Annotated in this window: 10 protein-coding genes; 3 read left to right on the top strand and 7 right to left on the bottom strand. The window is 44.7% G+C overall.

The window, feature by feature from the left end; translation table 11 throughout:
• Positions 1-101: 101 nt before the first annotated feature.
• The 4 genes from tyrS to ppsA all read right to left on the bottom strand — a co-directional run bounded on the left by tyrS (position 102) and on the right by ppsA (position 5714).
• Positions 102-1358, bottom strand: coding sequence for a tyrosine--tRNA ligase (gene tyrS / locus L1076_RS15105; protein WP_237303919.1), 1257 nt, complete (start codon positions 1356-1358; stop codon positions 102-104).
• Positions 1359-1439: 81 nt separating this feature from the next.
• Positions 1440-2261 (bottom strand): LuxR family transcriptional regulator, encoded by an 822-nt coding sequence (locus L1076_RS15100; RefSeq protein ID WP_237303918.1) that lies wholly within the window; start codon positions 2259-2261, stop codon positions 1440-1442.
• Positions 2262-2378: 117 nt separating this feature from the next.
• Complete coding sequence (locus L1076_RS15095; protein ID WP_045400341.1) at positions 2379-3158, bottom strand: lipoprotein; 780 nt, start codon at positions 3156-3158, stop codon at positions 2379-2381.
• Between the two features lie 186 nt (positions 3159-3344).
• The gene (gene ppsA, locus L1076_RS15090; protein WP_237303917.1) at positions 3345-5714 is read right to left on the bottom strand and encodes a phosphoenolpyruvate synthase; all 2370 of its coding nucleotides are present in this window, start codon (positions 5712-5714) and stop codon (positions 3345-3347) included.
• Between the two features lie 180 nt (positions 5715-5894).
• Here ppsA and L1076_RS15085 point away from each other — a divergent pair, with 180 nt between their 5' ends.
• Positions 5895-6728, top strand: a complete 834-nt coding sequence (locus tag L1076_RS15085; RefSeq protein ID WP_237303916.1) for a pyruvate, water dikinase regulatory protein — start codon at positions 5895-5897, stop codon at positions 6726-6728.
• Between the two features lie 141 nt (positions 6729-6869).
• Here L1076_RS15085 and L1076_RS15080 read toward each other — a convergent pair whose 3' ends face one another.
• Positions 6870-8081 (bottom strand): MFS transporter, encoded by a 1212-nt coding sequence (locus tag L1076_RS15080; protein ID WP_237303915.1) that lies wholly within the window; start codon positions 8079-8081, stop codon positions 6870-6872.
• A 93-nt stretch (positions 8082-8174) separates the two neighbouring features.
• On the opposite strand from L1076_RS15080, the gene L1076_RS15075 reads away from it, so the two are divergent.
• On the top strand, positions 8175-8954 hold the full coding sequence (locus L1076_RS15075) for a helix-turn-helix transcriptional regulator (protein WP_038865052.1): 780 nt from the start codon (positions 8175-8177) through the stop codon (positions 8952-8954).
• 116 nt (positions 8955-9070) lie between these two features.
• Here the strand turns inward: L1076_RS15075 and ansB are convergent, their stop codons facing one another.
• Positions 9071-10135 (bottom strand): L-asparaginase 2, encoded by a 1065-nt coding sequence (gene ansB, locus L1076_RS15070; RefSeq protein WP_038865054.1) that lies wholly within the window; start codon positions 10133-10135, stop codon positions 9071-9073.
• Positions 10136-10461: 326 nt separating this feature from the next.
• The gene (locus L1076_RS15065; protein ID WP_237304063.1) at positions 10462-11949 is read right to left on the bottom strand and encodes an EAL domain-containing protein; all 1488 of its coding nucleotides are present in this window, start codon (positions 11947-11949) and stop codon (positions 10462-10464) included.
• Between the two features lie 464 nt (positions 11950-12413).
• Between L1076_RS15065 and L1076_RS15060 the strand changes: the two genes are divergently transcribed.
• A complete protein-coding gene (locus L1076_RS15060; RefSeq protein WP_080774341.1) occupies positions 12414-12629 on the top strand; it encodes a hypothetical protein in 216 nt (71 codons plus the stop codon).
• Positions 12630-12685: the final 56 nt, after the last annotated feature.

The following is a 12685-nucleotide window of genomic DNA, read 5'->3' as shown; positions in this document are numbered from 1 at the left end:
TTTTGGCTTCACAAAATAGGGAATCAAAAACGCGAGCACTTTGGCTCGCGTTTTTGTTGGTCTAGCTAGGTCGGAGGTCGTAGGTCGTTAGATGGGAATCGTTAACCTTCGATGCGTTTCACCAAGTAGAAATGCTTTTTACCGCGCTGAAGCAACCAGTATTGATCGAACAGCGGGAAGTTCAAGCTTGGGTTTTCTGCATCAATTTTCTCGCCGTTCACACTGATGGCGTTGTTGCCAATCAGCTCACGAGCAATGCGTTTTGAGTTGGCTAATCCCGATTCAACCAGTAGTTCTACCAAATCTTGCTCTGCACTTTGCATGCTCGGTAAGCCATCGAGTTCCAACTGTTTTAGCTCGCTCAAACTTAGCTGCTGCACATTGCCGCTAAATAGCGCTTGAGTGATTCGCTCTGCACTTGCTAAGCCTTCTTCACCGTGGACAAAACGCGTCATTTGCTCTGCTAGGATACGCTGTGCTTGCGGTTTGCCTTTGCTCTCTTGGTCTTGTGCTTCAATCGCGGCAATCTCATCGCAACTCAAGAAGGTGTAGTAGCGCAGGAAGTGGTAAACATCGGCATCTTCCGCAGATAACCAGAATTGGTAGAAAGCGTAAGGTGAAGTTTTACTTGGATCTAACCAGACAGCGCCACCTTCGGTTTTACCAAACTTAGTGCCGTCAGATTTGGTGATCAAAGGTAGGGTTAAGCCAAATACTTGCTCTCCATTTTGGCGGCGAGTAAGATCAATACCGCTAACAATGTTGCCCCATTGGTCATTACCACCAATTTGTAGGCGACAGCCGTACTGACGGTTTAATTCTGCGAAGTCGTAAGATTGCAGTAGCGCGTAACTAAACTCGGTGAACGAGATACCTTGATCTGGACGTTGTAAGCGTTGCTTCACCGACTCTCGGCTGATCATGGTATTCACGGAGAAATGCTTACCTACATCACGGAAGAAGTCGATCACGTTAATCTGCTTCACCCAATCCGAATTGTTTACCATGATCATTGGCTTGTTGACTTGGTTATTCATCAACTGTTGAATTTGATTCGACAGATCTTGTACCCAGCCCGTTACGGTCTCTTCTGAGTTTAAGCTTCGCTCTGTGGCTTTGAAGCTTGGGTCGCCGATCATACCCGTAGCTCCACCGATCAGGGCGATGGCTTGATGCCCTGCATCTTGAAAGCGCTTGAGCATAATCAGTGGCACAAGGTGGCCAATGTGCAGGCTACCTGCGGTTGGATCGAAACCGCAGTACAAGGTTTGTGGCGTAGAAAGCAGTTGTTGAACTTGGTCTAAATCGCTCGCTTGGGCAATTAAACCGCGAGCTTGTAAATCTTCAATCAGTGTCATCGTCTTATCTTTATCTGGTTTGGTTGTATTCAGATTAAAAGGCGATGCGGAATCGAGATATATCCCTAAAGGGACAGTTTGTTATCTTGATTGAGTGATCAGGTGGTTGAGAAACAACTGAAAGAACTCGCTTAAAGACGCCACATTCAGTTGTGCGTAGATGCGTTTACGGTGATTCTTAACTGTGCCTTCTGCCACATCTAGCTGCGTTGCTATCTCTTTGCTGTCATAGCCTTGCGCGATCAATGCCGCGATTTCTTGTTCTCGATTAGTGAGGACGGTTTGGCCAAACGATGCCAATGCGGATTCAATCGCGGCACGCATTTGTCCTGAATAAGCGTTAGAACTGAAGACTGGTTCGGCGAGTGTAAACTCGGTTTGTTTCCAGTGTTGTTGGCATAAAGACTGAATAATCGCGAAGTAAGATTTGAGCTTGGTGACTTGAGGTTTGGTGAAGCGTTTGTCGTCTTGCATAAAACCGAAGTAGAGCATCACCCAACGTGCCGGCTCGATTTCGATCAGCATGCTGAGCTCGTCCTTCCAGCCCGTTTGATGGTAAAACTGCTGACAGTAGGCTTGGTAATCGAGATCGTTACGCGCGACGTCTTTGCTTACCACATCTTTGAGCGTAAAGATGCCTTGCTCTTTGTTGGCGTTAAGCTTCTGGTAAAACGGGTCGTTTTGAAAAGAGGTAGTGAGATAACGCTGGAACAAAAGCTCGCGTTCATTTTCAATTGAATCATACAGATAGATAGGGTGTTTACCTTCGCGGTAGCCGAAGATTACCGCACAATCAAAACTCAATAACGAAGCAATAACGCGCATCAGTTTAGGCGTAAAGCTTGGTGAATTAAGAGCAGATATTGTTTCTGCAAGTTGAGTGTTGAATGCGTCGTTAGGCATGGGAATTCGAGCGTGCGATAAAGGTTGAGATAAGCATAACGCAACAGACCGTGATCCCAAAGTGATAAAAAAAGGGAGCCCTGTGCTCCCCTTAAATAAATCGATGCGTTCTTGAGATTACTGCGAATCGGTCAGCTCTTTATTCACCCAGTATTTTGAGCCAGAAACGTTCGCATCAACCAACAAGCCTGTGGTGTTTAGCTGATATACCGCCACGCCGCTGTTGAATTGCGCTGTCATCTCTTCGCCATCCTCACCAGCAACTAAAGAGGCTTCGCTCGATGCTTCCCAGCCTTCTTCAACAAAGGTGTTGAAGTCTTTTTCTTTCTCAAACAGCACGACTTGTTGGTAGAACTTACCGCCAACACCAAGGGCGACGCCAGCACCAAACATGTTCATGTAAGTGCGCTTGTCGGTCGATTTGTTGACCGCAACACCAGAGCCTGAGTTAGTGTGGAACATCAGCGACAGTTTGCGTGAATCAAACACTGCATAGCCGTAAGCCTTGTCGTAGAGCATTTTAGCTTCGGGCTTCTCATTAAACAGTTTGAGCAGGGTGCTATCCGCCATTAAATCAATCGCTTGGCGAGCTTCTTCTGGCGTATCACCTTCCATCAGCTCATCAATTTTCTTGTCGGCTTCGTCGATCCACTCTTTACTGGTTTCAATACTTGCATCCGTCCATTCGCCAGCGGTGTTGATCGCATCTTCTGACCAATTAGTGAAATCTTCCCATGCTTGTTTTGAGAATTCTTTGGTGCTGTCCCATGTCTCTTTAGCCGTATCAGAAACTGCATCCCCTAAGTCTGAAAGGCTGTTAGAAATGTCGTCCCAGTCGGCATAAGCCGGAGAAGCGAGCAAGGTTAAGGCAGTGATAAGGGCAAGAGGCTTTTTCATATATCCATTCTTCTATGAAATAGGTGTGTTTTAATTTTAGGTGAAAAAGGGAGGAGGGAAAATGAAAGGAAGACATAGCTTGGGATTGCGGTCACGAACTTACATCGCTTTGACATGCTAGGTAAAGAAAAAGCCCTCAAACTCAGGAGCTTGAGGGCTTCGTATTACAACTTAGGAAGGCTCGTTTTACTTGCTCACTTTACCTAGCTTCAACCAAGTATCGATAACCGTATCTGGGTTTAATGACACAGAGCTGATGCCTTGCTCCATCAACCATTCCGCTAGGTCATCGTGGTCTGATGGGCCTTGGCCACAGATACCGACGTATTTGCCTGCTTTGGTTGCCGCATCGATTGCCATTTGCAGCATGGCTTTCACTGCTGGGTTGCGCTCATCGAATAGGTGAGCAACGTCGCCAGAGTCACGGTCTAGACCAAGCGTAAGCTGAGTCATGTCGTTTGAACCGATAGAGAAGCCATCAAAGTACTTTAAGAACTCTTCAGCAAGCACTGCGTTTGACGGTAGCTCACACATCATGATGACTTTCAAACCTTGGTCGCCGCGGCGTAGGTCGAACTTAGCTAGTAGGTCGATAACCGATGCCGCTTCGCTTGGTGTACGTACGAATGGGATCATGATTTCAACGTTCTTCAGACCCATCTCGTTACGAACGCGTTTGATTGCTTGAGTTTCTAGCTCGAAACAGTCTTCAAACACTGGAGAAATGTAGCGAGACGCACCACGGAAGCCCAGCATAGGGTTCTCTTCATGCGGTTCGTAACCTTTACCGCCCACCAAGTTGCTGTACTCGTTCGATTTGAAATCAGACATGCGAACGATCACGCGTTTTGGCCAGAATGCAGATGCGATAGTCGCAATGCCTTCGGTTAGCTTGCTAACGTAGAAATCGATTGGATCTTTGTAGCCACGAATACGCTCAGTGATTTCCGCTTTTAGCTCATCGCTTTGCGCATCGAAGTTCAGCAAGGCTTTCGGGTGAATACCAATCATCTTGTTGATGATGAATTCAAGACGCGCAAGACCCACACCTTCGTTTGGAATCTGAGCGAAGTCGAATGCACGGTCTGGGTTACCCACGTTCATCATGACTTTGGTTGGAAGCAGCGGAAGCTCATCGACCGCAGAGCGTTTGATTTCGAAATCCAGCTCGCCTTGGTAAACGTAGCCCGTTTCACCTTCAGCACAAGACACTGTTACGGTCTCGCCGTCCGTCAGTTTGCTGGTGGCATCACCACAACCAACGATAGCCGGAATACCAAGCTCACGTGCGATGATCGCTGCGTGGCAAGTACGGCCGCCACGGTTAGTGACAATCGCAGACGCCTTCTTCATCACTGGTTCCCAATCTGGGTCAGTCATGTCTGTCACCAGCACATCACCATCTTGCACCAATGACATTTGGTCTAGAGAGTTGACTAAGCGCACTGGGCCTTTACCGATGCGCTGACCAATTGCACGACCGTCAACTAACACGTCTGCTTTGTTGCTTAGCTCGTAACGCTCAATCACGTTTTGCTCGCTTTGAGAACATACTGTCTCTGGGCGTGCCTGTACGATGTATAGCTTGCCGTCGATGCCATCTTTTGCCCACTCAATATCCATAGGACGTTTGTAGTGCTTTTCGATGATCATCGCTTGTTTGGCTAGCTCTTTGATCTCTTCATCATTCAGAGAGAAGGCGTTGCGCTCTTCTACTGAAGTATCGATGATCTCAACTTGCTTGCCGATCTCTTGACGGTCTGAGTAGATCATTTTGATCTGCTTAGAGCCAAAGGTCTTCTTAACGATAGGGTGTTGACCCGCTTCTAGCATTGGCTTGTGAACGTAGAATTCATCAGGGTTAACCGCACCCTGAACCACCATTTCACCCAAGCCCCAAGAAGAGGTGATGAATACGACTTGGTCGAAGCCAGATTCTGTATCTAGGGTGAACATAACGCCAGAAGAGGCTTTGTCCGAGCGCACCATGCGTTGAATACCTGCCGATAGCGAAATGCCACGGTGGTTAAAGCCTTGGTGTACACGGTATGAAATTGCACGGTCATTGAACAAAGAAGCGTAAACGTGCTTGGTCGCTTCTAATACTGCATCAATGCCTTTTACGTTTAGGAACGTCTCTTGCTGACCAGCAAATGACGCGTCCGGTAGATCCTCTGCAGTTGCAGAAGAGCGAACGGCAACAGAAATCTCAGGATGATTGTCTGTCAGTTCTTTGTAGTTATCACGGATATCTTGTTCAAGATCCGCAGGGAATGGCGCTTCTAATACCCATTGACGGATTTTTGCACCTGTCTCACGCAGTGCTTCTACATCCTCAACGTCTAGTTCATCAAGTAGTTGGTGAATACGTTCATCCAAACCTTCGTGGTCTAGGAATTGATTAAACGCATAAGAGGTGGTCGCAAAACCGTTTGGTACTGATACGCCAACATTGGCTAGGTTAGAAACCATTTCGCCAAGTGAAGCATTCTTACCGCCGACTTTGTCGACATCATCCATGGATAGGCCATTGAACCAGAGGGTGTTCTTTTGCATGTCTTTCTCCAGAAACATTGCAGCAATTGTAGGGGGACTTAAAGGCAAACGATTACGTATTGGCTAAAAAAAATTCTCAAGGAATTTTCAAAGCTGTGGGGAACGTAATTGCAAGCCAAATTGATTTATTAATATTATGTAAACCATCCTACTCAAATGAATTTGAAAAAATAAACAAAAATGCAAATAAATAGCCAAAGTCGTGATGTATTCTATGTTTCTGACGGAACGGCCATAACATGTGAGACATTAGGGCATGTTGTTCTGGGTCAGTTTCCTTTCATTGCTAATGAAAAAACCTTTCCTTTTGTCGAAACGCCAGACAAAGTTGCCGATGTTATTAAAGAAATTGAAATTTCCTACCAGCGAGAAGGCGTTAAGCCATTGGTATTCTTCTCAATTGTGGTACCAGAACTTCGTGAATTGCTTCGCAAAGCCCCCGCAAATAGTTATGACGTGTTAGAGAGCATTGTGCAGAAGGTGCAAGACGACATTCAAATGAAGCCACAACCAAAGCTGCAACGTTCACGCAGTGTTGGTAAAGATTCTGATACTTATTTCGACCGAATCGCTGCGATTGAATACACGCTTGCTCATGATGATGGCATCACTTTAAAAGGCTTAGAAGAGGCCGATATTATTTTGCTGGGTGTGTCGAGAAGTGGTAAAACGCCCACCAGTCTATACATGGCGATGCAATTTGGTATGCGCGTAGTGAATTACCCGTTTATCGCCGAAGACGTCAAGATGATGCGTTTATTGCCTGAGTTTGAAATCCATCGCCATAAACTGTTTGGTTTAACCATCAACCCTGAACGGTTGAATGAAATCCGCGAGAACCGCTTGTCAGGCAGCGAATACGCCAGCACTGAGCAATGTAAGTTGGAGCTTGATACGGTAGAAGCGCTGTTCAGAAGAGAAGCTATCCCTTACATCAACACGTCATCGCTGTCGGTGGAAGAAATCACCACGCGTATATTAGAAAGAGCAGGAATGAAACGTCGCCTATTTTAAGGACATTTCCGGATATTACTTGAGTACAGAACTTAACAAGGTGCCGATAGCCAATATCGGCACCTTGTTTTCTTACGGGTGTGTCTTTTTATGGAGATCTTGCCTCAATTCATAGCGTTGATACTAAGTAAGCTGGGAGCCTTAACGGGTTTTGATCATTTGTGGTTTGCCTGCAATGAAAGCGATGCCAGTCCATACCAAGGAAATCGCAAATAGGAAAATCAAAGGCTCTTGCCAAGAATGAAAGGATTCATGCAAAAAGCCGAAAATCATCGGGCCGGTGGCGGCAAATAAATACCCGACGCATTGCGCCATACCGGACAGCGCAGCCGCCTGGTGTGCGTCGTGCGTGCGTAAGCCAACAAAAGACAGGCTAAGAATAAACCCGCCACCAAGACTAAACCCGATCGCAATGACCCACACCACAGCAAGCTGAGGCAATAGCATTAACCCGATAAGCCCCAATGCAGCGCAAGCTGAAATCATGCTGCTTAAACCGCGTTTGTCTTTCATTCTGGCCATAAGAGGGATAAGAACCAAAGCAGGAACAGCAGTGGCAAGTTGAAGCACTCCATGCAAGACGCCGGCTTCATTTTCTGAATAACCTTTTTCAAGCAATATGCTTGGTAACCAGCTTACGAAGATGTACATCATAAAAGAATTAAGCGCGAGGTAAGCCGTGACCTGCCATGCTGCGAGTGTGCGCCAAAGGTAATGATGGCCTTCCAATGTGATGGTATCTGCCGTTGGTCGAGTATGTTGGTGTACTTGCGGTAGCCACAGCACAATCGCAAGAACTGGGAAAATCAAGACGCTAGCCAATGACAATCCCCAGTGTGGGATTTGGTCAATATGCCATTTGGTTGCCCAATCCATGATCGGATACGCTGCGCTTGCACTGAATGTTGATGCGACGCCCATCATCAAGACATACATAGAGGTGAGTGTCGTGACCTTATGAGGAAAATCTCTTTTCAGTAGGCTGGGTAAAAGTACATTCCCAAAAGCAATGCCAATGCCAATCAACAGAGTGCCAAGGTAAAGCATAGTAACTGCCCCAAGTGAGCGTAGGATAATCCCGAGAGAGATAACCACGAGCGCAAACATCAATGCTGGTTCTAGCCCTACTTTACGCGCAACGCCTGACGACACTGGAGAAAATACTGCAAAGGCGATCAAAGGCAAGGTTGTAATAAAGCCAGCGAAAGTGGGGGAAAGTCCTAAGTCTTTAGAGATGAAATCAAGAATGGGACCAACCCCGGTGATTGGTGCTCTTAGCGTGCTCGCGATAAGCATAATGCCAAGAATCAGGAGCAGAGGATGATTGAGCTTTACTTTATTTTTATGTGACATAATGTCGCCTCCTAGATAGTGGCGTCATAGTACGTCTTCGATTAGAATCTGAATTTATTGATATTGACATATTATTGCTAAAAACAGACAAATATGGCGAACCCCCTTCCTAGCTCTTACTTTGACTCCGATGACTATCACCAAAAAGTGGTTGCGCTACGGATGCATGAAATCGAGCAAGATGAAGTGCCTTACCATCAGCATCGCAAGGGGCAATTGATCATGCCTTTGACCGGATTTGTAAAGAGTCAGATAGAAGATGCGATTTGGATGGTGCCAAATCATTGCGCGGTGTGGATTCCGAGCCACATTCCCCACAATAATGATATTGCGGCAAATACTGATATTTGCATGCTGTTTGTCGATCCGGTTATTCAAGGTTTACCCAATAAAACGTGCACCTTATCGGTTTCTCCTTTATTGCGAGAGTTAGTCATAAAGCTTGCCAGCGAAGAGAAAGATTATGATGAAGCAGGACGAGTTGGGCGTTTAGCTCAAGTTTTAATCGATGAACTTATTAGCATGCCGACAGAGCGGTTTGATTTTCCAATTCCGAGAGAGCCGAGACTCAATAAATTAGCGTATTGGATGATTGATGATCCGAACAATCAAATACACATTGGTCAATGGGCGAAATCATTGGCGATGAGCGAGCGCACTTTAGCAAGGTTGGTTCAACAAGAATTGAGTATGACGTTTGGCCAATGGCGAGCGCAATTACATGCGATTGTCGCGATACAAAAACTGTCGAAAGGAGAAAGTGTTCAGCGAATTTCCGAAGATTTAGGCTATGAGTCGGTTAGTGCGTTCATCACTTTTTTCAAAAAATTATTAGGTAAACCTCCTGCTCAATATATGAAAGATTTCCGTTGATGTCAGAGAGCAATTCATATCAACGAGATAGTGAGTAAGCCTTGAGGAGGCATAGTATTCGCCCCCTCATTGGTTGCAGATTATGTCATGCTTCTATTGACCTTTTACTTAGGTGATCAGTAAAACTCAAACATCTTTTGCACGGCTTGATAATCTTTAGTTTGTGTCAGAGACAACATCAATAAAATACGAGCTTTCTGAGGGTTCAATGTACCAGATGCAACGAAGCCATATTTATCGTCGTCAATTTCAGCATCTAGGGTAGTAGAGCCGGTTGGCGTGCGAGAGCTGCGAACAACCATGATGCCATCTTTACTCGCCTTTTCTAACTCATCAAACACGCTATGGTATAAGTTCCCATTGCCCACACCAGCACTGACAATACCATCAAACTTCGCATCAACTAACGCTTTGACTGGCAAATTAGACGCGTTGGCGTAGTTATAAACAATGCCCACTTGAGGCAGTTTATCAAGTTTAGATACGTCAAAAGTGGTTTCAGTAGTGTGTTTGCGCTCTGGACTTCTTTGATATTTCGCGTCGCTGTTATGAATGTAGCCAAGTGGACCAAAGTTCGGTGATTGGAACGTGCTGACCGAAGTGGTGTTGGTCTTAGTGACATCACGGGCATCAAATATGGTGTCGTTCATTGCGACTAAAACTCCGCGGCCTTGTGAGTCTTCATCTGTTGCGGTCACAACGGCATTGTAGAGGTTCACTGGGCCGTCTGCGCTCATCGCGGTAGAAGGTCGCATCGCGCCAACGATGACGACGGGTTTGTCGCTTTTTACGGTGAGGTCAAGAAAGTAGGCTGTCTCTTCTAATGTATCCGTACCATGAGTAATGACGATACCGTCGACATCATCTTGCGCGAGCAATTCATTGACGCGCTTCGCTAATTTCAACCATACCTCGTCATTCATATCTTGAGAACCGATACTGACAACCTGCTCACCAGAGATATCTGCAATCTTTGTCATGCTAGGCACCGCGTTGATCAGAGAATCTACTCCGACCTTACCAGCTGTGTAGCTGGATTCAGTGGCTGATTGTCCAGCGCCAGCAATCGTACCACCAGTCGCAAGAATCTTTATATTCGGAAGATCCGACTGAGCAAATGATAAAGAGCTGAAGCACAAACCAAGTGTTATCGCACTGAGGCGGAAAAGATTTTTCTTCATAGGGATCACCTGTTTTTGGGTTAGATATTGGGGGAAGCGTTATCTATCCTAAAAACAGTACGGTAGATTTTTTGAGCACAACCTCACCAATTTACAGATAAAAATAGTGATCAACCAAGCACTTAAAGAATATCAAATCAGATGGTTAACGTAATCGACGTGCTTGATTAACAAGTGAGCCTTTCCAGTAATCTGGTCAACAATTGATTAATCGTAATTGATTTATTAGTAAATAAAGAAGCGCCGTTGTACCACTGGTCGGGAACAGGAAGTGGTAGGGCAGTTCCGCCTAACCAAAGTTCCGTGTAGTTCTAATGGTCAGTGCTTCAGTTAAATACAGGTTGAAGTTTTTGCAACTGGGATGACTGGCTTGATTGTACGTACTCAAGGAAGTCTTGTTTTGGTATAGGTTTTGAAAAGTAGAACCCCTGAATGTTATAGAACCCAAGCTCATGTAACACTCTCAGTTGAGAAGGATCTTCCACACCTTCGACTATGACCGACATATTTAAGGTTTGCGAAAGAGTATGAATGGCTTCGAGCAAAGGCTGGATGGTATGTCCGTTACTCAAGTTGTTCACAAAGACACGATCGATTTTTATGATATCAAATGGGTACTGAGTGATGAAATCTAAGCCTGAGTAACCTGTACCAAAATCATCAACAGCAATACGGATACCGAGCCTTGATAGGCGGTCCAAGTGTGCACGCAAGGTCAAAAATTCGTCATCATTGAATATAGCCTCTTCGGTAATTTCAAACACCAAACGTTCACTGGCTAGATAGTGATACTTCAATCGAGACTCGACTTCATTAATAAAATCTCCTCGAAGTATCAAAGAGCGACTCACGTTTACACTGATATAGCGCTCACTGAACATGATTTTGTTTTCGCTGATCATGGTGATTGCATTATCTAAAACCAAGTAAGTGATTTGGTCTATCAAACCGACTTTCTCTGCCAAAGGAATAAAAATACCCGGAGAGATAAACCCTTGTACTGGATCGTTCCAACGGACTAATGATTCTCCACCAATTACAGTTCTATCTCGCTGATCGACAATTGGTTGGTAGTGCACGCTCAAATTACGGCCTTTTATAGCTTGTGTTAGCGAAAATTCTAAACTGTTTTTGGCAAACTTCTTTGATGAGAAAAATAGGTGTATGACCAGAGCACAAGCCATGCCTAATAGTCCGATCCAGAGTTTGCTTGCCAAGTATTGCCAATAAAATGGAAAGCCTATTGTTGAGTAGACGGTAAATGGTAATAGTTTGGATGTGACTTGCTCTTGCCTAAGTTCATTTTGAGTGATGGTGTTTATCGCCGTTCTATCAATGATGTCGATACGATAATGCATGTCACCAAAGCGGAAGATATCGGCAACCAATATTTGCAAGACTTGTTTTGGAAAGACGACGCTGATACCTCGATCTTTTTGTTCAGTGAAGAAAAGGATCAAGGCCCGATTGTTGGTAAGTGCCCTTTGAGTAAATGATAACGTAGCATGTATGTCGCTATCTCCCAAGCGATTCAATATGCTGGAATAGATACGAAAAGAAGGATGTCGTTCACTACTGGTACATAGAGCATTGCCATTCTGATCGAACGTAGAGATATCTTTCGCCATTCCTAAGCTAAAGATGCTTGTTCGTAAGTCATGAATCAGTTCATCGCATGATTTAAGGAAGTACTTGTCATCTAACAAAGGGAGCAATTGCTGCACATTATCGCGCAACTCAGTTTCGATCGCCGAAACTGCTTGTTCTGTGAGCTTTTTATGATGTTGATTTGCGAGGGGGATAAAAGCCAACATTGAAATCGTAAATGATAGTAGGCCAACACCGACCAACTGAAAATTATTATTCCACTTCTTAGACATTGTTTTAAAGAATTGATTGGTCACAGAATTAAATCGTGCAAGCAGGTAATGACATAAAACTATCTTAACCGTCTCAGTTTTAGGATTTGGTCAGCGTAAACTGTGATCGCTATCTTATAAAATATAGCTAAGTTACTATTTTAAAATAAAAAATGTCGATTTCATTCACCTTTTTTTAAAGCTTAATGCATGTGCACGCATGAACGCTTTAGAGCGGTTTTTACCATTTCATTCAGTAGATAATCATCAAAAAATGACTTACACAAAATGCGATGGAAACGCACATTTTTTCACGAGTGCTCTGACAATGTCCTAACGAAAACACAAATAACTTCGATTAATTTAGTCTCAGCAAACGTTTTCGTTGTGTGATATTCCACTATCAAGAGGTTAGAGAAATGATCGCGAAAATTTACTCTGTTAAAGTGACTTGTCCGTGCTGTGGTGAGCTGCATACTCAACAATCGAAAGATTGGTTTATTGACCGAACTACACCGTTCTTAGTTGGGGAGGGATATGACTTCCACTGCGGCTGTGGGCAGGAAGTTGAATTTTCTTTTTTGGCTCAACAACACGGTTCGATTGTCAGGCCGATGAGTGATTTAGGTATTTGATACGAGAAACCTACAAGCATTCTTTTCTGCAACACTGGTTCGATGTATCTAACGAT

Origin of the sequence: Vibrio sp. MMG023, from assembly GCF_021654215.1 — a bacterium.
Classification (GTDB): Bacteria; Pseudomonadota; Gammaproteobacteria; order Enterobacterales; family Vibrionaceae; genus Vibrio; species Vibrio jasicida.
This window is presented reverse-complemented; position numbering and strand designations above follow the sequence as displayed.

Excerpts from the sequence above, each read along its gene's own strand:
- L1076_RS15075 (WP_038865052.1), top strand. The coding sequence starts at position 8,175 with ATGGCGAACCCCCTTCCTAGCTCTTACTTTGACTCCGATGACTATCAC.
- L1076_RS15100 (WP_237303918.1), bottom strand. The coding sequence starts at position 2,261 with ATGCCTAACGACGCATTCAACACTCAACTTGCAGAAACAATATCTGCT.
- tyrS (WP_237303919.1), bottom strand. The coding sequence starts at position 1,358 with ATGACACTGATTGAAGATTTACAAGCTCGCGGTTTAATTGCCCAAGCG.
- L1076_RS15080 (WP_237303915.1), bottom strand. The coding sequence starts at position 8,081 with ATGTCACATAAAAATAAAGTAAAGCTCAATCATCCTCTGCTCCTGATT.
- L1076_RS15060 (WP_080774341.1), top strand. The coding sequence starts at position 12,414 with ATGATCGCGAAAATTTACTCTGTTAAAGTGACTTGTCCGTGCTGTGGT.
- L1076_RS15065 (WP_237304063.1), bottom strand. The coding sequence starts at position 11,949 with ATGTTGGCTTTTATCCCCCTCGCAAATCAACATCATAAAAAGCTCACA.
- ansB (WP_038865054.1), bottom strand. The coding sequence starts at position 10,135 with ATGAAGAAAAATCTTTTCCGCCTCAGTGCGATAACACTTGGTTTGTGC.
- L1076_RS15085 (WP_237303916.1), top strand. The coding sequence starts at position 5,895 with ATGCAAATAAATAGCCAAAGTCGTGATGTATTCTATGTTTCTGACGGA.
- L1076_RS15095 (WP_045400341.1), bottom strand. The coding sequence starts at position 3,158 with ATGAAAAAGCCTCTTGCCCTTATCACTGCCTTAACCTTGCTCGCTTCT.
- ppsA (WP_237303917.1), bottom strand. The coding sequence starts at position 5,714 with ATGCAAAAGAACACCCTCTGGTTCAATGGCCTATCCATGGATGATGTC.